22 protein-coding genes and 1 pseudogene are annotated in these 20,514 nt (G+C 72.0%); 10 read left to right on the top strand and 13 right to left on the bottom strand.

What is annotated here, in order from left to right; genetic code table 11:
- Positions 1–153: 153 nt before the first annotated feature.
- Positions 154–1,689 carry a DHA2 family efflux MFS transporter permease subunit gene (locus FXF68_RS39710; protein WP_246179201.1) on the top strand — a complete coding sequence of 512 codons (1,536 nt, stop codon included), beginning with the start codon at positions 154–156 and terminating at the stop codon, positions 1,687–1,689.
- A gap of 547 nt (positions 1,690–2,236) precedes the next feature.
- Here FXF68_RS39710 and FXF68_RS39705 read toward each other — a convergent pair.
- Both FXF68_RS39705 and FXF68_RS39700 read right to left on the bottom strand, forming a co-directional pair.
- The gene (locus FXF68_RS39705; protein ID WP_148767989.1) at positions 2,237–3,769 is read right to left on the bottom strand and encodes an AMP-binding protein; all 1,533 of its coding nucleotides are present in this window, start codon (positions 3,767–3,769) and stop codon (positions 2,237–2,239) included.
- An 80-nt stretch (positions 3,770–3,849) separates the two neighbouring features.
- Positions 3,850–4,080, bottom strand: coding sequence for a DUF397 domain-containing protein (locus FXF68_RS39700; protein WP_067890834.1), 231 nt, complete (start codon positions 4,078–4,080; stop codon positions 3,850–3,852).
- 202 nt (positions 4,081–4,282) lie between these two features.
- On the opposite strand from FXF68_RS39700, the gene FXF68_RS39695 reads away from it, so the two are divergent.
- Entirely contained in the window at positions 4,283–4,963 is a 681-nt protein-coding gene (locus FXF68_RS39695) for an ATP-binding protein (RefSeq protein WP_148767988.1), read from the top strand.
- Here FXF68_RS39695 and FXF68_RS39690 read toward each other — a convergent pair.
- The 3 genes and pseudogenes from FXF68_RS39690 to FXF68_RS44595 all read right to left on the bottom strand — a co-directional run.
- Positions 4,893–6,329 (bottom strand): alpha,alpha-trehalose-phosphate synthase (UDP-forming), encoded by a 1,437-nt coding sequence (locus FXF68_RS39690; protein WP_281292266.1) that lies wholly within the window; start codon positions 6,327–6,329, stop codon positions 4,893–4,895. The genes FXF68_RS39695 and FXF68_RS39690 overlap by 71 nt on opposite strands.
- Positions 6,330–6,707: 378 nt before the next feature.
- Positions 6,708–6,905 carry a DoxX family protein gene (locus FXF68_RS44310; protein ID WP_246179211.1) on the bottom strand — a complete coding sequence of 66 codons (198 nt, stop codon included), beginning with the start codon at positions 6,903–6,905 and terminating at the stop codon, positions 6,708–6,710.
- A 145-nt stretch (positions 6,906–7,050) separates the two neighbouring features.
- Positions 7,051–7,143: pseudogene (locus FXF68_RS44595) on the bottom strand (DoxX family membrane protein); the annotation flags it as partial.
- A 143-nt stretch (positions 7,144–7,286) separates the two neighbouring features.
- Between FXF68_RS44595 and FXF68_RS39680 the strand changes: the two are divergent.
- Positions 7,287–7,748 (top strand): MarR family winged helix-turn-helix transcriptional regulator, encoded by a 462-nt coding sequence (locus FXF68_RS39680; RefSeq protein WP_148767986.1) that lies wholly within the window; start codon positions 7,287–7,289, stop codon positions 7,746–7,748.
- 163 nt (positions 7,749–7,911) lie between these two features.
- Positions 7,912–9,021, top strand: coding sequence for an FAD-binding protein (locus FXF68_RS39675; protein ID WP_148767985.1), 1,110 nt, complete (start codon positions 7,912–7,914; stop codon positions 9,019–9,021).
- A 37-nt stretch (positions 9,022–9,058) separates the two neighbouring features.
- Here the strand turns inward: FXF68_RS39675 and FXF68_RS39670 are convergent, their stop codons facing one another.
- Positions 9,059–9,577 (bottom strand): YbaK/EbsC family protein, encoded by a 519-nt coding sequence (locus tag FXF68_RS39670; RefSeq protein WP_148767984.1) that lies wholly within the window; start codon positions 9,575–9,577, stop codon positions 9,059–9,061.
- Positions 9,578–9,700: 123 nt separating this feature from the next.
- On the opposite strand from FXF68_RS39670, the gene FXF68_RS39665 reads away from it, so the two are divergent.
- Positions 9,701–10,417 carry a FadR/GntR family transcriptional regulator gene (locus FXF68_RS39665; protein WP_222870318.1) on the top strand — a complete coding sequence of 239 codons (717 nt, stop codon included), beginning with the start codon at positions 9,701–9,703 and terminating at the stop codon, positions 10,415–10,417.
- Positions 10,418–10,468: 51 nt separating this feature from the next.
- Here FXF68_RS39665 and fdhA read toward each other — a convergent pair whose 3' ends face one another.
- Genes fdhA through FXF68_RS39645 form a run of 4 tightly spaced genes read right to left on the bottom strand, consistent with a single transcriptional unit; the run spans position 10,469 to position 14,304 of the window.
- Complete coding sequence (gene fdhA, locus FXF68_RS39660) at positions 10,469–11,683, bottom strand: formaldehyde dehydrogenase, glutathione-independent (RefSeq protein ID WP_222870317.1); 1,215 nt, start codon at positions 11,681–11,683, stop codon at positions 10,469–10,471.
- Between the two features lie 55 nt (positions 11,684–11,738).
- The gene (locus FXF68_RS39655; RefSeq protein ID WP_148767982.1) at positions 11,739–12,410 is read right to left on the bottom strand and encodes a response regulator; all 672 of its coding nucleotides are present in this window, start codon (positions 12,408–12,410) and stop codon (positions 11,739–11,741) included.
- Positions 12,411–12,434: 24 nt separating this feature from the next.
- Positions 12,435–13,625, bottom strand: coding sequence for a sensor histidine kinase (locus FXF68_RS39650; protein ID WP_246179200.1), 1,191 nt, complete (start codon positions 13,623–13,625; stop codon positions 12,435–12,437).
- The gene (locus FXF68_RS39645) at positions 13,609–14,304 is read right to left on the bottom strand and encodes a DedA family protein (protein ID WP_148767981.1); all 696 of its coding nucleotides are present in this window, start codon (positions 14,302–14,304) and stop codon (positions 13,609–13,611) included. Before FXF68_RS39645 ends, FXF68_RS39650 begins: the two co-directional genes overlap by 17 nt.
- A 574-nt stretch (positions 14,305–14,878) precedes the next feature.
- Here FXF68_RS39645 and FXF68_RS39640 point away from each other — a divergent pair.
- The 3 genes from FXF68_RS39640 to FXF68_RS39630 all read left to right on the top strand — a co-directional run bounded on the left by FXF68_RS39640 (position 14,879) and on the right by FXF68_RS39630 (position 16,341).
- Entirely contained in the window at positions 14,879–15,376 is a 498-nt protein-coding gene (locus FXF68_RS39640; RefSeq protein WP_246179199.1) for a hypothetical protein, read from the top strand.
- Between the two features lie 159 nt (positions 15,377–15,535).
- The gene (locus tag FXF68_RS39635) at positions 15,536–15,724 is read left to right on the top strand and encodes a DUF5999 family protein (protein ID WP_148768109.1); all 189 of its coding nucleotides are present in this window, start codon (positions 15,536–15,538) and stop codon (positions 15,722–15,724) included.
- Positions 15,725–16,065: 341 nt separating this feature from the next.
- Positions 16,066–16,341, top strand: a complete 276-nt coding sequence (locus FXF68_RS39630) for a hypothetical protein (RefSeq protein ID WP_148767980.1) — start codon at positions 16,066–16,068, stop codon at positions 16,339–16,341.
- A 124-nt stretch (positions 16,342–16,465) separates the two neighbouring features.
- On the opposite strand, the gene FXF68_RS39625 is transcribed toward FXF68_RS39630, so the two are convergent.
- Together FXF68_RS39625 and FXF68_RS39620 are read right to left on the bottom strand one after the other, a co-directional pair.
- Positions 16,466–17,260, bottom strand: a complete 795-nt coding sequence (locus FXF68_RS39625) for an ArsR/SmtB family transcription factor (RefSeq protein WP_148767979.1) — start codon at positions 17,258–17,260, stop codon at positions 16,466–16,468.
- 99 nt (positions 17,261–17,359) lie between these two features.
- Entirely contained in the window at positions 17,360–18,010 is a 651-nt protein-coding gene (locus tag FXF68_RS39620; protein WP_148767978.1) for a PepSY domain-containing protein, read from the bottom strand.
- A gap of 124 nt (positions 18,011–18,134) precedes the next feature.
- Between FXF68_RS39620 and FXF68_RS39615 the strand changes: the two genes are divergently transcribed.
- Positions 18,135–18,815 (top strand): response regulator transcription factor, encoded by a 681-nt coding sequence (locus FXF68_RS39615; RefSeq protein ID WP_148767977.1) that lies wholly within the window; start codon positions 18,135–18,137, stop codon positions 18,813–18,815.
- Between the two features lies 1 nt (position 18,816).
- Positions 18,817–20,247: a sensor histidine kinase gene (locus FXF68_RS39610; RefSeq protein ID WP_148767976.1), complete on the top strand. Its 1,431-nt coding sequence runs from the start codon at positions 18,817–18,819 to the stop codon at positions 20,245–20,247.
- On the opposite strand, the gene FXF68_RS39605 is transcribed toward FXF68_RS39610, so the two are convergent.
- Positions 20,240–20,514: acyl-CoA dehydrogenase family protein (locus FXF68_RS39605; RefSeq protein ID WP_281292265.1), on the bottom strand; the 275-nt coding region annotated here is incomplete at its 5' end. The two genes, FXF68_RS39610 and FXF68_RS39605, sit on opposite strands and share 8 nt — an antisense overlap.

Below are 20,514 nucleotides of genomic sequence, written 5' to 3'. Positions count from 1 at the left end.
TGTCGTACCCCGTTGGAATACTCCCGGAGCCTGCGGAGTTTAACCGTTCGCGAAAGTGTCAGTCGCTGCAGTAATTTTGCGGCGGTACCCCCTGAACGACCCACGGTCCCTGCGTGCCCGCGTGCGCGGGCCCTCGACGATTGGAAGTCTCTCTTGACCGCTCCCGCGTCTCAGAAGACGGCGGACGGCCCGCTCAAGGAACCCGACGCAGGCGGTGGCCTAGACCGCGGCGTGCTCGTGGTGGCCGGGGTCGTCGTCCTCGGCGCGATCATGTCGATCCTGGACGTGACCGTCGTCAACGTGGCCATCAACGACCTGGCCAAGGAGTTCAACACCTCGCTGGCCACGATCCAGTGGGTGGCCACCGGCTACACGCTGGCGCTCGCCACCGTGATCCCGATCACGGGTTGGGCCTCGGCGAGGTTCGGCACGAAACGCCTGTACATGGCCTCGATCGGGCTGTTCGTGATCGGCTCGACGCTGGCCGGTCTCGCGTGGTCGGCGGAGAGTCTGATCTTCTTCCGGGTCCTGCAGGGGCTCGGCGGCGGAATGATCATGCCCGCCGCGATGACCATCATGACCCAGGCGGCCGGGCCGCAGCGGGTCGGACAGGTGATGAGCATCGTCGGCGTGCCGATGCTGCTCGGCCCGATCCTCGGGCCGATCATCGGCGGCTACCTCGTGGACGACGTGTCCTGGCGCTGGATCTTCTTCATCAACCTGCCGATCGGCATCGTCGCGCTGGTGCTGGCGGGCAGGGTCCTCAAGCGGGACGAGCCCAAGCCGGCCGAACGGCTCGACCTGATCGGGCTTCTCCTGCTCTCCCCCGGCCTGGCCTCGCTGATCTACGGCGTGGCGAAGGGCGCGGAGGAGCGCGACTTCATGCAGACCCAGCCGCTGGTCTTCACGGTGGTCGGCGCGGCACTGGTCATCGGGTTCGTGTTCCGGGCCCTGTCCGCGCAGAACCCGCTGATCGACCTGCGACTGCTGCGGCGCCGGTCGGTGGCGGCGGCGTCCGGCACGATGGTGATGTTCATCACCGCGTTCATGGGCGCGATGCTGCTGCTGCCGCTGTACTACCAGACCGTGCGCGGCGAGGGCGCGATGGCGGCGGGCCTGCTGCTCGCCCCGCAGGGCCTCGGCGCGATGGTCACGATGCCGATCGGCGGCAAGCTCACCGACCGGATCGGTCCGGGACGGGTCGTCCTGTTCGGCCTGGTCGTGGTGGTCCTGTCGGTGGCGGGCTTCGCGGCCGTCCTGGGGGCCGACACGTCCTACTGGGTGCTCGGGTCCGTGCTGTTCGTGATGGGCCTCGGCATGGGGATGACGATGATGCCGACCATGGCGGCCGCCATCCAGACCCTCGTCCACGACGAGGTTCCGCGGGCCAGCACGATGCTGAACATCATCCAGCAGGTGTCGGCGTCCATCGGCACCGCGGGCATGTCGGTGCTGCTCGCCAACCGACTCACGAGCGAGCTCGGCGGCGGCGAGATCGGCAGCACGCAGAAGCCGCCGCCCGAGGTGATGGCGAAGATCGCCGGTCCGATGGCGGACGCGTTCCAGCACACCTACCTGTACGCGGTCGGGCTGATCGCCCTGGCCTTCATCCCGGCGCTGCTCCTGCCGCGCCGGAGGCCGGACACCACCGCCGCGAGCACGGTCGACGCCCCGATGCCGATGCACTGAGCCGCCGCGGGACGGCTCGCAGCACGCTTCTGGCGCGTTCCAGGCCCCGGCTAGGCCCGACTGGCCCGGCCGGGGCCTTCGCCGTCCAGGGCCGTCTCAGCGCCCAACAGACCAGCCCCTCCAAAGCGCCTCCGGACCCCTCTCCGCGGACGTCCCCAGAACGCCCGCCCAGCCCTCGCGGCCGACCTTAGGCGTCATGGTCCAGCTCCAAGGCTCGCGGACCTGCCTTAAGGCACCCTGAAGCCGTCCCAACGTGCCACTAAGACGCACAGCTTCAGCCGTTCCAGCGCGCCACTAGGACGGGCAGGCTCAAGCCGTGCCAGCACGCCACCAGGACGCGCAGATTCAAGTCGCCCCAGCGCGCCGCTGGAGGCGGGCGCCCAGAGGGCGCCAGCGCCCCACCACGCCGGGCGGGCTCAAGGCACCGGCGGGCCGCTGAGTTCGGCAGCCTCGGTCATGCCGGTGCGCCGCTCGAGGACTCACGGCATCCGGCGGGCGGCTCAGCCAGGCGGTTTCAAGTTGTCGCAGGCAGCGCTGAGGCGGACGCTCAAGAGGTCGTGGGGTGTTTGGTGGGCCAGTATTCGTCTCTGAGTAGGCGTTTGTAGAGCTTGCCTGTCGGGTGCCGTGGGAGGTCTGGGCGGAAGTCGATCGCGCGGGGGCATTTGTAGTGGGCCAGGTGGTCGCGGCAGTAGGCGATCAGCTCGGCCGCCAGTGCGGGGGTCGCGTCGTCCATGGAGTGCGGTTGGACGACAGCCCGCACCGCCTCGCCCATCTCCTCGTCCGGGACGCCGAACACGGCGACGTCCGCGACCTGGGGATGGACGGCGAGGACGTTCTCCGCCTCCTGCGGGTAGATGTTCACCCCGCCGCTGATGATCATGTAGGCGCGGCGGTCGGTGAGGTAGAGGAAGCCGTCCTCGTCGACGTAGCCGATGTCGCCGAGGGTCGTCCAGCCGCGGCCCAGCGGGTCGCGGGACGCGGCGGTCTTGGCCTCGTCGCCGTGGTACTCGAAACGGGGGCCCTTGTCGAAGTAGAGCGTCCCCGGAGTGCCGGGCGGGAGTTCGCGGCCGTCCTCGTCGCACACGTGGACCTCGCCCAGGATGGGACGTCCGACCGTCCCGCGGTGGGCCAGCCAGGCGTCGGGACCCGCGTAGACGAAGCAGTTGGCCTCGGTGCCCGCGTAGTACTCGTGCAGGATCGGACCCCACCAGTCGAACATCCGCTCCTTGACCGGGACGGGGCACGGCGCGGCAGCGTGCACGGCGGCGCGCAGCGTCGACAGGTCGTACCGGGCGCGGGTCTCCTCCGGGAGCTGAAGCATCCGGATGAACATGGTGGGCACCCACTGGCTGTGGGTGACGCCGTACTTCTCGATGGCGGCGAGGGCCTGTTCGGCGTCGAACTTCTCCATCACCACGACCGTCGCGCCGAAGCGGTGCATGGTGAGGCAGTAGCGGAGCGGGGCCGCGTGGTAGAGCGGCGCCGGGGACAGGTACACCGAGTCGGCGTCGGGCTGGAAGAGCAGCGAAAGCAGGCCGTGGAGGATGTTCTGGCTGCCCATGGGGCCCTTGGAGAGGGGCGGCTTCACTCCCTTGGGACGACCGGTCGTCCCGGACGAGTAGAGCATGTCCGAGCCTTCGCACTCGTCCTCGATGGGCGTGGACGGGCACCGGACGACGCTCTCCTCGTAGGACGAGTAGCCGGGGGACGTGCCGCCGAGCATCAAGCGCAGCGGCACGTCCGGCGCGGGGCGCGCGTTCTCGACCGCCGCGTCCGCGATGAACGCCTTGGCCCCGCAGTTGCCCACGATGTAGGCGATCTCGTCCCGCTGGAGCCGACTGCTGATCGCCGTGTAATAAAGCCCGGACCGCTGCGCGGCCCAGGCTATGGCCAGGTAGAGCGGGTGGTTCTCCAGCATGAACGCGATGTGGTCCCCCGGCCGCAGCCCCTCCGCGCGGAGCAACTGCGCGAGCCGGTTGGACTCCTCGTTCAGTTCCCTGTAGGTCACGACCGTCCCGGAGCCCGCCATGATGACGGCGGGCTTGTCGGGCGTCAGCCCGGCGTTCTGCCCCAGGTGCATGGCCGCACGCTACCCGGCGGGACCGCCGGATGAAATGACATTCGGTCTACCGGGCGGTCTCCCGGGCGACGTCCGCCGGGTCAGACGAGCATGTGGTCGAAGTCACCGTCCTTGGCTCCGCCCACGAACGCCTCCACCTCCTCGCGGGTGTAGACGAGCACCGCCCCCTCGGGGTCTCGGGAGTTGCGCACGGCGATCTCCCCGGTGGGGAGCTCCGCCATCTCGACGCAGTTGCCGGACGGATTGCTCCGCCGGCTCTTCTGCCAGACGAGTTCGCTGCGCAAGACGTCCAGCATCTGATGGCCGTCCATCGTTGGTCTGCCCCCTCTAGGCGTCTCAGCCTTCCGAACCCGGAAGGCCGCGATCTCGCCCCACCCCACACAAATGGTACGAGATGCACGTGCATTCGTTCTTGCATCCGTTCATGCAGACGGTCTTGCATCTGCACGACTTGAGGAGCAAGATAGCGAACGCTCGCCGGTGACCACCCCGCACGCCCTGAGGTTAATGACCATGACCGTTGACCAGGCAGACGACGTCGCTGCTCCCGCCGCCATGGGAAGCGGACGGTCGCGGCGCCCCGCGGCCCTTCATCCATGGCCCGACTCTCCCGCCGCCGCGCCGCAAGGCCCGAACGTCCCAGCTCCCGTCCCCGCGAACGTCCCGGTCGCCGTGCCCGGCCTGGCCGGACGCTGGCCCGCGCCGCACGCCGGAACCCCGCGCACGGCGCGCCGCGTGTTCCCCGCGGAGATCACCGCGCCCCGCGCGGCGCGCGAGTTCACGCAGCTCACGCTGGACGCCTGGGGCGTGTCGGAGGAGACCGGGGACGTCGTCGTCACCGTGTCCGAATTGGTGACGAACGCACTCCGGCACGGTATGGAAGGGCTTCCCCAACCGCTACCGCTGTGTCCGATCCAGCTCGTCCTGGTCGGTCACCCGAGGCGGCTCGTCGTCTCGGTGACCGACCCGGGCGGACGCGCGCCCGAGCCGGTCCCGAGCGATCCCGACCGGTTCTTCGAGGGCGGCCGCGGCCTGCTCGTCGTCGGCGCGATCAGCGACGCCTGGGGCTGGGCGCGGCTCGCGACCGGCGGCAAGGCCGTGTGGGCGGCCTTCGACCTGCGGGTCAGCCCTCCATCGCCGCCGGAAGCGACTCGGCCCGATCCGACGACCGCACCGGATTCTCCAGCTCGCTGAGGAATTCGTGGGCCCAGCGGTCCACGTCGTGCTCGATCACGCGGCGGCGCATCGAGCGCATCCGCCGCGCCTGGTCGGCGGGCTCGGCGTCCAGCGCGGCGAGCAGGGTGCCCTTGAGGCCGTCGATGTCGTAGGGGTTGACCATGAACGCGCCCCGCCGCAGCTCGGCGGCGGCGCCGGTGAACTCGCTGAGCACGAGCGTGCCGCGCAGGTCCTTGCGGCATGCCACGTACTCCTTGGCGACGAGGTTCATGCCGTCCCGCAGCGGGGTCACCACCATCAGGTCGGCGGCCAGGTAGAGCGCGGTCAGCTCGGCCCGGTCGTACGAACTGTGCAGGTAGTGGATGACCGGAAAGCCGATCTCGCCGTGTTCGCCGTTGATGCGACCGACGAGCTGTTCGATCTCCTCGCGGAGCAGCTGGTACTGCTCGACCCGTTCCCGGCTGGGCGTCGCGATCTGCACGAACACCGCCTGGCCCGGCTTGATGCGGCCGTCCTCGAACAGCTCGCCGAACGCCTGGAGCCGCTGCGTGATGCCCTTCGTGTAGTCGAGCCGGTCGACGCCCAGGAGGATGGTCGCGTCGCCGAGGTCGCTGCGGATCTCCTTGGCGCGCTCCTGCACGTCTTGCCGTCCGACCAGGTCGTTCAGCTCGCCGACGTCCACCGAGATGGGGAACGCGCGGGCGCGGACGACGCGGTCGTCCCAGTACACGTCCTGCTTGACGTAGCGGGCGTCGAGCAGGCGGCGGCAGAGCCGGACGAAGTTGGCCGCCGCCCCCGGCAGCTGGAAGCCGACCAGGTCGGCGCCGAGCAGGCCCTCCAGGATCTGCCGCCGCCACGGAAGCTGCCAGAACAGCTCCAGCGGCGGGAACGGGATGTGCAGGAAGAACCCGATGCGCAGATCGGGACGCAGCTCGCGCAGCATCCGCGGGACGAGCTGGAGCTGGTAGTCCTGCACCCAGACGATCGCGCCCTCGGCCGCGACCTTCGCCGCCGCCTCCGCGAACCGCCGGTTGACCCCGACGTAGGCGTCCCACATCGCGCGGTCGTAGACCGGCGGGGCGACGACGTCGTGGTAGAGCGGCCACAGCGTGGCGTTCGAGAAGCCCTCGTAGTAGAGCTCGACCTCGCGCGCGGACTGCGCGATGGGATGGAGGGCCATGCCGTCCTCCTCGAACGGCTCCAGCTCCTCGTCCGGGGCGCCCGTCCAGCCGATCCAGGTCCCCTTCCTGCGCCGCATCACCGGGGCGATGGCGCTGACCAGGCCCCCTGGACTCCGCCGCCAGCGCGGCACCCCGTCCGCCCCGACGTTCCGATCGACCGGAAGCCGATTGGCCACCACCACGAACTCACTACCGCGCGACACCTGCGACCTGCCTCTCCAGGAACATTCAGTGATCACCATGCCCAGAAACGGTCATCAGGAACATCTTGTCACTTCGACGTTAAGGGCTGATGTCCAGAAAAGGTCGGTGTCAGGAGGGTGGGGACACCCCCGGCGGGGATTGGATCGGACCAGATTCCTTTCCCGGCAGGTGACCCCAGTTGATCGTCCGGTCACGGTGGACGAGTCACGGACCGGATAGTCGGACAAAAAGTTACATACATCACATTTCACCCGTAGACGCCGCCAGCCCGCCCGCGCGGGCGGCGGCGGTCGCGAGGACCGGGCCGCGCGGGCGCGGACGGGCTGGTTGGGGTGGGTCAGGCGAGCGGAGGGATGGTCAGGCGGGTCGGGGGCGGGTCAGGCGCGGACGGACTCCGGGTCCCTTTCCGCGCCCTCGCCGGAGCGGGTCCACAGGACGGCGTCCAGCGAGTACCGGCCGGCGCCGGTGAGCGCGAACAGCACCGAGACCGCCGCGAGGACCATCACGTACTCGTAGCCGCCCTTTTCCGAGAACAGGCCGTTGTCCATGTGGACGAACCAGAACGCTCCAGCCATGTTCAGCGCGATGAGCACCCCGGCGAGCGGGACGAGGAAACCGGCGATGAGCGCGAGGCCGCCGAGCAGCTCGACCCAGGGTGCAGTACAGCGCGGACACGCTCGGCACCGGAATGCCGAGGTGGTCGAAGGACCTCGCGACCTCCGCGTGGCCCTCGTCGACGAGTTTCCGCCAGCCGTGCGCGACGAAGATCACACCGACCGCGAGCCGTCCGAGGAGGAGTCCGGCGTCGGGCATGACGGGGTGGCGGCGGGGTGGGAGCATGCCTCGTCTCCTTCGGTTGAAGATTCAAATATGAACTTTCCCGACGCTAGCAGGGTGATTCAAATCCAGACCATTTAGAAACTTCGAAAAATGTTCGAGACAACTAGAATCTCCATATGAGCGACGGTGCGGACGCCCTCGGACCGGATGAGCTGCGCGCCTGGATGGCCTTCCTCGCCGCGAGCCACCTGATCGACCACGAGATCGAGCGGCAGCTCAAGCGGGACGGCGGGCTCTCGCACCCCGAGTTCGAGGTGCTGGTCGGGCTGTCGCTGGCGGACGGCAACCGGCTGCGGATGTCCGACCTCGCGCGCAAGGTGATGGTGTCGAAGAGCCGGCTGACCTACCAGGTGACCCAGCTCGAACGCGCCGGGCTCGTCCGGCGGACGGGCTGCGAGGACGACCGGCGCTCGGTCTGGGCCGAGCTGACCGACGCGGGCGCCGAGCGGCTGGCCCGCGCCAGGCCGGGGCACCGGCGCGTCGTCCGGGAGACGCTGATCGAGGTGCTGACGCCGGAGGAGCTCGCGGTGCTCGGCGACGCCCTCGGCCGCGTCACCGACCGCCTCCGCGCCCGCTGAGCCGCCCACGCGCCCCGCCTGAGCCGCGCCTGAGCCGCTTCCGCGCCCGCTGAGCCACCTGCGCGCTCCGCCTAGCGTCCCCGCGCTCACTGCCGCTCCGGGTGCTCCTGAGCGCCCGGCGGGTCGGGGGCGGTGGGGAACGGGTTCGCGAGAGGGTGGGGGCATGCGCGACTTCGGTGGGATCGTGGAGCGGACGCCCGTCCGGGTGGTGCGGCCGGGGTCGGCGGACGAGGTCGCCGCCGCTATCCGGGACGCCGCCGCCGACGGCCTGGAGGCGCTGCCACGCGGCCTCGGGCACTCGACCTACGGCCAGTCGCTGACGTCCGGCGTGTCGCTCGACCTGCGCGGCCTGAACGGCGTCGACGTGGTCGAGACGGGCGCGGCGGACGGCGGAGGCACGGCGGTGGCGGGGGCCGGGGCGACCTGGCGGGAGGTCCTCGCGGCGACGCTGCCGCACGGGCTGACGCCGCCGGTGCTGACCGACTACCTCGACCTGACCGTCGGCGGGACGCTCTCCGCGGGCGGCGTCGGCGGCACGTCCCACCGGTACGGCACGCAGGCCGACAACGTCCGCGCGCTGGACGCCGTCGTCGGCGGGCAGGCGGTGCGCTGCTCCCCCGGCGTCCTTCCCGAGGTGTTCGACGCGGTGCTCGGCGGGCTCGGGCGGCACGGCGTGATCACGGCGGTGGAGCTGCGGCTCGTCCCGGCTCCGGAGCGGGTGCTGTCCTGCACCGTCCCGTGCCGGGACGCGGCGGACGTGCTGCGCGTCCAGCGCGAGGCGCGGGCCGAGGAGGTGTCCGGCCAGATCAAGCCCACGGACGTCGGGTGGGCCTACGAGGTCAAGGCCGTCCTGCACGGGGACGGCGGCGAGCCGCCGCCCGGCACCGCCGAGGCCGAGGAGCTCGCGTACTTCGACTTCTGCGACCGGATGCGTCCCGACGTGGAGGAGCTGATCGCGCTCGGCGAGTGGGCGCGGCCGCATCCGCTCGGCATGGTGTTCCTGCCGGTGCCACGGGCGGCGGAGGTGATCGGGGCGACGATGGCGGAGACGACCGCGGACGACCTCGGGCTCAGCGGCGTCGTCCTGGTCAAGGCGCTGCGGTCCGGGCGCGCTCCAGTGGCGGGCGGGGAGGCCGTCCTGTTCAGCGTGCTGCGCGCGGCGTCGCCCGGATGCGCGCCCGTCGAGACGATGCTGGCCGCGAACCGGACGCTGCTCGACCGCGCCCGCGCCGTGGGCGGCGCCCGGTACCCGGTCGACTCGGTCCCCTCCTGAGCGCGTGGGTCACCCGATCCGGTCACCGGGCATCCGGTTAGAGCGCGAGGGCCAGGACCTCCGCGCCGGGAAGGACGGTCAGGGCCTTGCCCGGGACGAGGAGCTTCGAGCGGCGCAGGCCGCTGCCGATCACGACGCGGGACGCGGCGGCGACGGCCTCGTCCACCAAGATGGGCCAGCCCTCGGGGAGGCCGACCGGGGTGATGCCGCCGTACTCCATGCCGGTGAGGGACGTCGCGTCCGCCATCGGGGCGAAGGACGCCTTGCGGGCGCCGAGGCGCTTGCGGACGACGCCGTTCACGTCCGCGCGGCCGGTGGCGAAGATCATGCAGGCCGCGTAGCCGACCTCGCCGCCGCGCTTGGCGGCGACGACCACGCAGTTGGCGCTGGCGTCGAGCGGGACGTCGTACCGCTCGCAGAACGCCGCCGTGTCGGCCAGCTCGGGGTCGATCTCGGCGGTCTCGGCGTCCGGCACCGCCGCGATCGCCGCCGCGACCGGGCCGGCCAGCAGGTCCGGACGGTCGCCCGCCGGTCGCCAGTCGAGCGTGCCGAGCATGCGCGTCCCCCTCTTGAACTCGGCCGGAGGCTCCCCGAGCCTGTGGTCAGGGTCCCACCCTGCCACGGATCTCGCGGAGGCGGTATGGTCCAGTGGATGATCCAGTGGACCACTGGAGGCACTGTGCCGCCCTCGCCCATCCCCCGCGACACCGTCGTGGACGCCCTCGTCGACCGGCTCCGCGACGACGTGCTGAGCGGCCGCTACCCGCCCGGCTCGTACCTGCCGCCGGAGCGGGAGCTCGCGGCCGGGTACGCGGTGACGCGGACGTCGCTGAAGCACGCGATCGTCCGGCTGGCGCAGGCGGGGCTGCTGGAGACGCGGCACGGCGTCGGGACGCGGGTCCGCGACTACGAGCGGCTCGGCGGCCCCGAGCTGCTGCCGATGCTGGTCAGCACGGTCGGCCCCGCCTGGATGCGGGAGGTCTTCGAGGTCCGCAGGGAGATCGGCGCGCACATCGCGGGGAAGGCCGCCGCGCACGCCACGGCCGAGCACCGCGACCGGCTGCGGCGCCTCGCGACGGTGCTGCGGGACGCCGAGGACGCCTCCACCGCGCAGCTCGCCGAGTGCGAGATCCACCGGGTGATCGCCGCCGCGACCGGCAACCGGGTCTACGGGTTCATGATCAACGCTCTGCTGAACGCCTACCTGGCCGTCCGGGACGGGTTCGCGCACGCGTTCACCGACCCCGCCGTCGCGGCCGCTCGGATCGCGCCGCTGATCGAGGCGGTGTGCGCCGGGGACCCCGGCCGCGCCCGCGAGGCGGCGGCCGCCTACTTCACCGAGACCGAGGCGATCATGATCGCCGGTCCGCGACGGCCCGGCGCCGGACGCGGCTAGCTCGCGCTTCGTCCCGTCGCACAGGACGAAGCGGAGCCGGCCTGCCGTCGGTTAGGCAGCGGCGGCGACCACGCCGTGCGGGTCGAGGATGTACTTGCGCGCCGCGCCCTTGTCGAACTCGGCGTAACCCTCGGGCGCCTGGTCGAGCGGGATGACGGCCGCGTTGACGTTCCGCGCGATCTGCACCTTGTCGTACAGGATCGACATCATGAGCTGCCGGTTGTAGCTCATCACCGGGCACTGGCCCGTGACGAAGTACAGCGACTTGGCCCAGCCGAGGCCGATCCGCAGGCCGAGCTGGCCGACCTTCGCGTTCTCGTCCTCCGCGCCCGGGTCGCCGGTGACGTACAGGCCGGGGATGCCGAGCCCGCCCGCGGCGCGGGTGATGTCCATCAGCGTGTTGAGGACGGTCGCGGGCTGCTCCCCCGCCGACCCCTTCGGCCCGTGGCCGCGCGCCTCGAACCCGACGCAGTCGACGGCCGCGTCCACCTCGCCGACGCCGAGGATCTGCTCGATCTGCTCGGCCACGTCGTCGTGCCGCGACAGGTCGATCGTCTCGCAGCCGAACTCGCGCGCCTGCCCGAGGCGCCCCTCGTTCATGTCGCCGACGATCACGACGGCGGCGCCGAGGACGTGGCACGCGGTGGCGCAGGCGAGCCCGACCGGGCCCGCCCCCGCCACGTACACGGTGGAGCCCGTGGTCACGCCCGCCGTGTAGGCGCCGTGGTAGCCGGTCGGGAAGATGTCCGAGAGCATGGCCAGGTCTTCGAGCTTCGCCATGACCGTGTCCCGGTCGGCGGGGAACTTGAGCAGGTTGAAGTCGGCGTACGGGACGACCGCGTACCGCGCCTGCCCGCCGTGCCAGCCGCCCATGTCGACGTACCCGTAGGCGGCGCCCGGACGGTCCCGGTTGACGTTCTCGCACACGCCGGTGTGGCGCTCCTTGCAGTTGCGGCAGCGTCCGCAGGCGATGTTGAACGGGACGCTGACGAGGTCGCCCTTCTTGATGAACTCGACGTCCCTGCCGGTCTCGATCACCTCGCCGGTGATCTCGTGGCCGAGCGTGAGCCCGGCGGGCGCGGTCGTCCGGCCGCGCACCATGTGCTGGTCGGACCCGCAGATGTTGGTGGCCAGTACCTTGAGGATGACGCCGTGTTCCAGCTTGCGGCCGTTCTGCTCGGCCAGTTCGAGCTTCGGGAAGTCCAGGTCCTCGACCGTGACCTCGCCGGGCCGCTGGTACACGACGCCTCGGTTGGTGTCCGCCACGACCCCTCCCTCCGCGATTGAGGATCGTCCGAAACCCCTACCCGATTTATTGCTGTTAGTCCGATTCTCGGGCGGGCGGTTCCGAGCCCAGATAGCGCAGGACGGCGAGGACGCGGCGGCTGTACCCGGTGGCGTGCGACAGGTCGAGCTTGTCGAAGATCTGGTTGACGTGCTTCTCCACGGCGCTCTGCGAGACGTGCAGGCTCGCGGCGATCGACGCGTTGGTGTGGCCCTGCGCCATGGCGCCGAGGACGTCCCGCTCGCGCGGGGTCAGCCGGGCGAGCGGGTCGTCCCGGGCGCCGTGCGCGGCGAGCAGCCGCCGCACCACCTCCGGGTCGAACGCCGCGCCGCCCCCGCCGACCCGGTCGAGCGCGTCGAGGAACTCGTCGACCTGGGCGACGCGGTCCTTCAGCAGGTAGCCGACCCCGCCGGAGTCCGCGGTGATCAGCTCGGCGGCGTAGCGCTTCTCCACGTACTGGGACAGGACGAGCACGCCCACGTCCGGCCACCGCCGCCTGATCTCCAGCGCGGCGCGCAGGCCCTCGTCGGTGTGCGTCGGCGGCATCCGGACGTCCACGACCACGACGTCCGGCGGACCGGCGTCCACCGCCGCGAGGAGCGCGTCGCCGTCCCCGACCGCCGCCGCGACCTCGTGGCCCTCCTCGGCGAGCAGCCGGACGAGGCCCTCGCGGAGGAGCGTCGAGTCCTCGGCCAGCATCACCCGCATGGCGGCATCACCCGCATGGCGGCATCACCCGCACGGCAGGTTCGCGGTGATCAGGGTCGGGCCGCCGGGCGGGCTGGACACGGCGAACTCGCCGTCCAGCGCGGCGACCCTGCGGGCGAGGCCCGCGAGCCCGCCGCCCGCCGGGTCGGCTCCGCCCGAACCGTCGTCCTCGATGCGCACGCCGATCATTGTGGCCGACCCGGTGACGTCCACATTCACGCGGCTCGCCCCGGAGTGCTTGGCGGCGTTCGTGACCGCCTCGCAGACGACGAAGTACGCGGCGGTCTCGACCGCGCGCGGCGGGCGCTCTGGGACGGCGTAGCCGATCTCCACGGGCAGCGGCGACCGCTCGGCGACCGTCTCCAGCGCGGCGCGCAGGCCCTCGCCGTCCAGCGCGGCCGGGTAGACGCGCCAGGCGACCTCCCGCAGGTCCTCCAGGGCGCGCGCCGACTCCTCGTGGGCCTGCCGCAGCAGGTCGGACGCGCGGTCGGCGTCCCCGGCGCGGCGGGCGCGGCCGATCAGCATGCCGAGCGCCACCAGCCGCTGCTGGACGCCGTCGTGCAGGTCGCGCTCGATGCGGCGGCGCTCGTCGTCGACCGCGTCCACGACCTGCGCGCGGGTCACCGAGAGGCGCGCGATGCGGCGCTCGTACTCCTCCAGCGGGCTCGGGCCGAGGCAGCGGCGGGCCACCGTCCGCTCCAGGGCCGCGACCCCGGCCAGGCCCTGGACGGCCAGGAACAGCAGCACCAGCCCGAACACCGCCGTGTAGACGACGATCCACGGGGTCGGCGGGATGCCGTCCATGTAGTCGCCGGTGATCCACCAGCTCGCGGCGAGCTCCGCCGCCATCGCGGCGCCGTAGGCGAGCAGGAAGAGGATCACGCCGCCGAGCAGCCCGACCGGCACCCGCAGGACGAGGTACGCCAGCGCCCGCAGCGGCCCGTAGTCGGCCGGCCCGCGCTCGTCGAGGAACGTCCGCAGGCGCCGGCGCTCCAGCTCGGCGGCGGCGCGGGTGGTGTCGGCGACGACCCCCGGGACGGTCCGGCGGCCGCGCGAGAAGGCCAGCGAATAGGCCATCAGCAGCGCCGCGGCGGCCAGCAGGACCAGCTCCGCGCCCGCCGTCACCGCGCCCAGCAGCAGGCCGGCCGCGACCCGCGCGACCGTCCGCGCGGGTCGTCGTCGGCGGGTGTTCCGGGCGTCAGAAGATCCGATCACGTTCGATCTCTCGTGTCCCCGCCCGATGCTCTCCGGTCCGCCGTCCCTTCACGATACGCACGGCGGCGAACGCGGCGACCGCGACGGCGGCCACCGCCAGGACCGCCTTGGAGTACACGCCGACGTACTCCTCGACCGTCCGCCAGTTGTCGCCGAGCCCGTACCCGGCCAGGACGAACGCCGTGTTCCACAGCAGGCTGCCGAGGCCGGTGTAGAGCAGGAACGTCGTCATCCGCATCCGCTCCACCCCCGCCGGGACCGAGACCAGGCTCCGGAAGATCGGGATCATGCGGCCGAGGAACACCGCCTTGGCGCCGTGCCGCGCGAACCACGCCTCCGTCCGGTCGAGGTCGGAGAGCTTGACGAGTGGCAGCCGCGCCACCAGCGCCCGGACGCGGTCGCGGCCGATCAGCGCGCCGACGCCGTAGAGGGCGAGCGCTCCGGCGAGGCTGCCGAGGGTCGTCCAGAGCAGGGCCGCCGCGAGGCTCATCCGGCCCTGCGCGGCGGTGAACCCGGCGAGCGGGAGGATCACCTCGCTCGGCAGCGGCGGGAACAGGTTCTCCAGCGCGATGGCGAGCCCCGCGCCGGGCGCGCCGAGCTTGTCCATGAGGTCGGTCGCCCAGCCCGCGACGCCGCCCGCGGGCTCGCCTCCGGACGCCGCGTACACCGTTTCGATCATGCTTCGACGCTAGGAACCGGGCGGGCCCGCGACCATGGAGTGCGCCGCCGGACCGTCCGGCCACGCGCCGCACCCCGCACCTGCGGAAAACCACACCCCGAGCGGTCTTGGCCGGGCCGTCCGAAAAGACGCGGAGCCGCGCGCCTCCCCGCGACCGGACGAACCGTGCGTGAGGCACGGAGCCAGGCACCTCGACCGCGTCCGGACGAACCGTGCGACGAGGCGCGGAGCCGGGCCCTCGCCCGCGTCCGGACGGGGGTGGCGCCTCCCCGGACGGTGGCCGTCGGACCCCGGACGGTGGCCGTTCCCGGCCGTGCGGGCCGAGCCGGATTCAGCGGAGAGTGAAACCCGGCCCGCCCGGGACGGGTGTCCCTGGACGCCCGGAACCCCGGTTGTCGCAGGCAGCGGGCCCTGTGGGCGCCGGTTTCGGACATCGCGGCCGGTCAGCCGACCTGTAAAGAATCTTTATAGATCGACTTTTCCGTTAAGACCCTTTCTTGTAGCGTTCGCAGCGTTTTGTGAAGCGAATTCGTGAACGGACATTCCCGCCACAAGATCGTATAAGGACGCCGCGATGCCCATGGCGACCAGCCTGGCCGCGGCCGCGCTCCTCGGCCTGCTGACCTTCCTGGCCACAACGCGGCGCGGCCTGCGCGAAGAACGCCCGCACGAAGGGCACCCCGAGTCCCTGACGGCCGTCCTCGGCCCGGGTGACGAGGAGTACCTCGCATGGCTGGCCGACCACCATTGGCCTGGCGACGAGTACCTCGACCTGGAGCACGAATGGGCGGAGGAACTGGAACACGCCGAGACACCCGGGTGTTATGTCTCACCGCAGTGCCCCCAGTGCAATCTCCGGCGCGAGGACGTCTGGCCGTGCCCGAACTGCGGCCGGCTGCTGCATCCGTCCTGCGGGCACGGGATGCGGCGGCGGCAGGTCGAGCGCCCGTACCGCACGCACGCCACCAGCTCGGACGCGGTCATCGCCGAGTGGATCTGCACGGGCTGCACGTCCGTCGTCGGCCTGGACGTGGACCACGGCGACGAGCCTGACGGGGGTCTCTTGCGGTGAAAACCGGGTAGTTGCCCCACCTTGTCCGGCTTCACACGTTAAGTACGGTAAAGAATCCCTCATCCCCTTGCATATTTCGGACGAGCAGCGGCAGGCTGCATCTATGTCCTTAATCACTGGGGACACGTGGAGGACCCTGTGACCGCTCAACCCGACTCGATCTGCTGCCACCAGCCGCACTGCCCGGCTCCCGACGCCCTCGACCGCGAGGCCGCGCGCACCGTCGCCAGCCACCCGGAACAGGGCTGGAGCCTGCTCTGCAACGGCATCGTCGTCTTCGAGGACACGGGCGAGCTGCTGCCGGACGGCCGGGTCATCGCCCCGCACCGTCCGAGCACCGCCGCCTAGCCTCCACGACGACCACCTGATCAATTTCGCCGGGCTCGGCCCGGCCTGCCCGGCGTGCCCGGAAACACCTGATCCGGACGCCGGAGCTCACCCCTGCCCGCGTGTCGCGGCGCCCCCGCGGGACGATCACGTCCAGCCTGGGAGAGGGGCCTCACCGGAAGCCCTGGCCGAACCTGGCCGGGTCCGTGTCGTACGCGCGTCCACATGAGGCTTCGGGGGTCTGGTATGCCCGGCGATTCGCGTATCGGGCTCCCATCCGGCGGAGTCCCCCGGTAGCGTTCACTTGTTTCGCTACTTACGCAAGAATCATGTGGAACTCGACCGCGAAAGGACGGTGTGGCGTGATCACAGTCCTGGTCCTCGTGTCCCTGGTCGCCCTGTTCGGTCTGTGCATGCCGGACCTGCTCCGCCCCATGCCCGTCGGACCGTCGCACGATCCACCGCCGGGCGGCGTGCCGGCCGTCCATCCCGAGTCGATGACCGCCGAGCTCGACCCCGTCGACGAGGAGTACCTCGCGTTCCTCGCCGACGAGCTGTGGCCCGACGACGAGTACCTCGAACCCGAGCCCAGCACCGACGGCGAGGAGGAGTCGGGCGGCAGCGGCATGCTCCTCTGACCGCGTCCCGATCCACGCACGGCCGGGTGACCGCGAGGTAAACCGCGCGGAGCGCCGACCCGTCCCAGAGACGTCGAGCGCTCCCCTCGACTGCCGCCTGGTCAACTCGCGGCGGGAGTGACGGTCAGCCGGTGGTGGGGGCGGGCAGGGGCTCGCCGGTCTCCAGGAGCGTCTTCAGGCCGGACAGGAGTTGCGGCCAGCCATGCCGCGACATGCCGAGCAGCGTCTCTCCCCCTTCGTGGACGACCGTGAGCTTGACGGTCTCCCCGGCGGGCTCGATCTCGAAGGTGACCTTCGAGCGCGGTTCGGCGAGGAGGGCGGCGCGGGTCTCCTCGTCCACGCCGACGGCCTTCGCCCACTCCGGCGTGAACGTGTGCCAGGTGTAGGACAGGCGGCGTCCCGGCTCCGCTTCGAGGACGACCTGCTCCGGGTCGGCGGTGGTGGCGCCGTCCTCGACCCAGGTGATCGTGGAGCCGGGCTTCCAGTCGGTCTCGAAGGCGACGCCCCAGTAACGCCGGGTGAAGGCCGGGTCGGTCAGCGCCTGCCAGAGTCGTTCCGGCGTGGTCTTGATATAGGTCGTGTAGACGAACTCACTGTCGGTCATGGCGTCGTGCTCCTCCTCCAGTGCGGTCTTCAGGTCGGCGAGGGCGCTCGCCCGCTGGCGGTCGTAGCGGCTCATCCAGCGGTCGGCGATCGCGTTGATCGGGGCGGCGTCGAGGTGGTGCAGCTTCTCCCGGCCCCGCCTGGACGTGGTGACGAGGCCCGCGGCCTCCAGGACGGCGAGGTGCTTGCTGACCGACTGCCGGGTCATGTCCAGCCCGGCGCAGAGCTCGCGGAGCGTCTGCCCGTTGCGGGTGTTCAGGCCGTCCAGCAGGCGGCGGCGGCTGGGATCGGCCAGCGCCTTGAAGACCTCGTCCATGCGTCGTCCCCTTGACATGCAACCGTCCGGCTGCCTTTTCACCATAGGCAGCCGGACGGTTGCATGTCAACGCGGTCGGCGCGCGTCGGCGCGCGTCGGTCAGTCGCCGGTCTCGGACTTGAGGATCTTGGCGGACGCGGCGTCCACGCGCAGTTCGTGCTCGGCGCCGTCGTTCCCGGTGACGTCCACCTCCCAGTACGTCCTGCCGTGCTCCTGCTCGAACTCGGCGGACGTCACGCGGCCCGGGACGGCCTTGAGCGCGGCGTCGGCGGCGCCCGACGCGGTGACCGCCGCCTTGCGCAGCGCGGCGGCCTCGGCCTGGTCGTCGTCCTTGTGACCGCCCCGACCGTCGCCCCGACCGTCGCCCCGACCGTCGCCTCGGTCGTCGCCGTGGTCGTCGGCGCGGTTCGTCAGCACCGTGCCGGTGCCGGAGTCGACGGTCACGTCGCGCCATCCGCCGCCGTCCGCGAGGACGTCGACCTCCCAGACGGGCTTGCCGTCCTCGTCGTCCAGCTCGATCTCCCCGACCTTGCCGGGGACGGCCTTCAGCGCCGCGTCCACCGCCTGGGACGCGGTGACCGCCGTCGCGGGCGGCGGGCTGTCGGCCCGCTCGGACGGGGACGCGGGCGGGGATCCGTCGTGGGTCGCGGCGAAGGCGGTGGCCGCTCCCCCGCCCGCGAGGACGCCCGCGGCGACCACCGTCACCAGCAGCCCGCGTCCCGTGGCCAGGCGCCGTGCGTCGGTCTTCATCGAACCTCCCTGTGTCGCGGCGGCGGACCGTCCGCCGCCGCGCTTCCGAAGGTGGCGCGGCTTCCTGTGGCCCCGCTGAAGCAACCTGAAGCCTTCTTCAGGGAGGATTTGGCACGCTGAGAGCATGCGCCTGCTGATCGTCGAGGACGAGAAACGCCTGGCCACGTCCCTCGCCCGCGGGCTCGCCGCCGAGGGGTTCGTGGTCGAGACCGTCCACGACGGCGCGCGGGGGCTGGACCGGGCGCTCGGCGGGGAGTTCGACCTGATCGTCCTCGACATCATGCTGCCCGGCATGAACGGGTACCGGGTGTGCGGGGCGCTGCGCGCGGCGGGCGACGAGACGCCGATCCTGATGCTGACCGCGAAGGACGGCGAGTACGACGAGGCCGAGGGCCTCGACACGGGCGCCGACGACTACCTGACCAAGCCGTTCTCGTACGTGGTGCTCGTCGCCCGGATCCGGGCGCTGCTGCGCCGCCGGACGCGCGGCGCGGCCCCGTCGATCGTGCTCGGCGACCTGACCGTCGACCCGGCGGCGCGGCGCGTCTTCCGCGGGAACGCCGAGGTGGAGCTGACCGCCAAAGAGTTCGCCGTGCTGGAGCACCTGGCGGCGAACGCGGGCCAGGTCGTGTCCAAGGCGCAGATCATGGAGGCGGTCTGGGACCTCGCCTACGGCGGCGACCCGAACATCGTCGAGGTGTACGTGAGCGCGCTGCGCCGCAAGCTGGACGTCCCGTTCGGGCGCAAGTCGATCATGACGGTGCGCGGGGCCGGGTACCGGCTGGCCAGGGACGGGGGCGCCTGACATGGCGCGGTTGCCGTCGTCGGTTCGGGCGCGGACGACGCTCGGCGCGACCGCCGTCGTCGCGGGCGCGCTGGTCGCGGCCGGGCTCGCGGTCGTGCTGCTGCTGCGCGCGAACCTCGGCGGGCAGACCGATCTGCAGGCGGAGGTGACCGCGCGGGAGATCGCGTCGCAGCTCGCCACCGGCGCGTCGTTCGGGGGCCTCGACCTGCCGGACGGCGAGGAGCACCCCGTCCAGGTCGTGGACGAGCGCGGCCGGGTCCTGGCGGCCAGCGACGACCTGCGGAAGATCACGGGCACGGGGTCGCCGAACGTCCGCCCCGGTCCGTCGGGCGAGCCGGGGGACGACGGCGGACGGCGCGGCAGGCACGGCGGCGACGATCCGGGACGCGGTGAGGTGTCCGACGACGATCCGCACCTCACCACCGGCAGCGCGACCGTCGACGGCCGCACGGCCGACTACCGGTTCGCGGCGGTCCAGGTGACGACGCCGCGGGACGAGACCGTCACCGTCTACGCGGGCGCCGACCTCGCCGCCGCGCGGGACGCGGTCGGCACCGTCGCCCGGGCGATGCTCGCGGGCCTGCCGCTGCTGCTCGCCGTCGTCGCGGGCGTGACGTGGCTGGTCACGCGGCGGGCGCTGCGTCCGGTGGAGGCGGTCAGGGCGGAGCTGGCGGAGATCACGGCGGCGGGCGACCTGGCGCGGCGGGTGCCCGTCCCGGACGCGCGGGACGAGATCGCCGGGCTCGCCGCCACCACGAACGAGACCCTCGCCGCGCTGGAGGACTCGGTGGCGCGCCAGCGCGGGTTCGTCGCGGACGCCTCGCACGAGCTGCGCAGCCCGATCGCGTCGCTGCGCACGCAACTGGAGGTCGCGGCTGCGCATCCGGAGCTGCTGGACGTACCGGGCCTGATCGCGGACGTCGTCCGGCTCCAGCACCTCGCCGCCGACCTGCTGCTGCTCGCCCGCATCGACGCGGGCGACCGTCCGCCGGAGCGGCCCGTCGCGCTCGGCCCCCTCGTCCGGGACGAGCTGGACCGGCGTGCGCCCGGCAACCGGATCCCCGTCCGGGCGTCGATCGAGGGCGACCCGCAGGTCACGGGGGTGTCTGGACGGCTGTCCCGGGTCGTCGGCAACCTGCTGGACAACGCCGAGCGGCACGCGGACGCGGCCGTCCGGCTGTCGCTGCGCGCGGAGGGCGGGACGGCGGTGCTGCGCGTCGCCGATGACGGGCCCGGCGTGCCGCCCGCCGACCGCGCGCGGATCTTCGAGCGGTTCGTCCGGCTGGACGACGCGCGCAGCCGGGACGAGGGCGGCGCGGGGCTCGGCCTCGCCATCGCCCGGGACCTGGTCGTCGCGCACGGCGGGGAGCTCACCGTCGGCGACGCCCCGGAGGGCGGCGCGCTGTTCGAGGTTCGGCTTCCGGTTATTTGAGGAGTTGGCGGGCGATGACCATGCGCTGGATCTGGTTGGTCCCCTCATAGATCTGGGTGATCTTGGCGTCGCGCATCATCCGCTCCACCGGGAACTCCCGCGTATACCCATACCCGCCCAGCAACTGCACCGCATCGGTGGTGACATCCATCGCCACATCCGACGCCAACGCCTTGCACGCCGACGACACCAACGTCAGGTCGCGGACCCTCTCCCCGTCCATGGCCCGCTCGGACTTGATCGCCGCGTGATAAGTGAGTTGCCGCG

The organism is Actinomadura decatromicini, assembly GCF_008121305.1.
Lineage (GTDB): Bacteria > Actinomycetota > Actinomycetes > Streptosporangiales > Streptosporangiaceae > Spirillospora > Spirillospora syzygii.
The sequence above is the reverse complement of the archived record's forward strand: the minus strand, read 5'-3'. Positions and strand labels throughout refer to the sequence as shown.

Excerpts from the sequence above, each read along its gene's own strand:
- FXF68_RS39640 (WP_246179199.1), top strand. The coding sequence starts at position 14,879 with ATGCCCATGGCGACCAGCCTGGCCGCGGCCGCGCTCCTCGGCCTGCTG.
- FXF68_RS39700 (WP_067890834.1), bottom strand. The coding sequence starts at position 4,080 with ATGGACGGCCATCAGATGCTGGACGTCTTGCGCAGCGAACTCGTCTGG.
- FXF68_RS39655 (WP_148767982.1), bottom strand. The coding sequence starts at position 12,410 with ATGCGGGTGATGCTGGCCGAGGACTCGACGCTCCTCCGCGAGGGCCTC.
- FXF68_RS39615 (WP_148767977.1), top strand. The coding sequence starts at position 18,135 with ATGCGCCTGCTGATCGTCGAGGACGAGAAACGCCTGGCCACGTCCCTC.
- FXF68_RS39610 (WP_148767976.1), top strand. The coding sequence starts at position 18,817 with ATGGCGCGGTTGCCGTCGTCGGTTCGGGCGCGGACGACGCTCGGCGCG.
- FXF68_RS39695 (WP_148767988.1), top strand. The coding sequence starts at position 4,283 with ATGACCGTTGACCAGGCAGACGACGTCGCTGCTCCCGCCGCCATGGGA.
- FXF68_RS39670 (WP_148767984.1), bottom strand. The coding sequence starts at position 9,577 with ATGCTCGGCACGCTCGACTGGCGACCGGCGGGCGACCGTCCGGACCTG.
- FXF68_RS44310 (WP_246179211.1), bottom strand. The coding sequence starts at position 6,905 with ATGGCTGGAGCGTTCTGGTTCGTCCACATGGACAACGGCCTGTTCTCG.
- FXF68_RS39680 (WP_148767986.1), top strand. The coding sequence starts at position 7,287 with ATGAGCGACGGTGCGGACGCCCTCGGACCGGATGAGCTGCGCGCCTGG.
- FXF68_RS39625 (WP_148767979.1), bottom strand. The coding sequence starts at position 17,260 with ATGGACGAGGTCTTCAAGGCGCTGGCCGATCCCAGCCGCCGCCGCCTG.
- FXF68_RS39675 (WP_148767985.1), top strand. The coding sequence starts at position 7,912 with ATGCGCGACTTCGGTGGGATCGTGGAGCGGACGCCCGTCCGGGTGGTG.
- FXF68_RS39645 (WP_148767981.1), bottom strand. The coding sequence starts at position 14,304 with ATGATCGAAACGGTGTACGCGGCGTCCGGAGGCGAGCCCGCGGGCGGC.
- FXF68_RS39705 (WP_148767989.1), bottom strand. The coding sequence starts at position 3,769 with ATGCACCTGGGGCAGAACGCCGGGCTGACGCCCGACAAGCCCGCCGTC.
- FXF68_RS39620 (WP_148767978.1), bottom strand. The coding sequence starts at position 18,010 with ATGAAGACCGACGCACGGCGCCTGGCCACGGGACGCGGGCTGCTGGTG.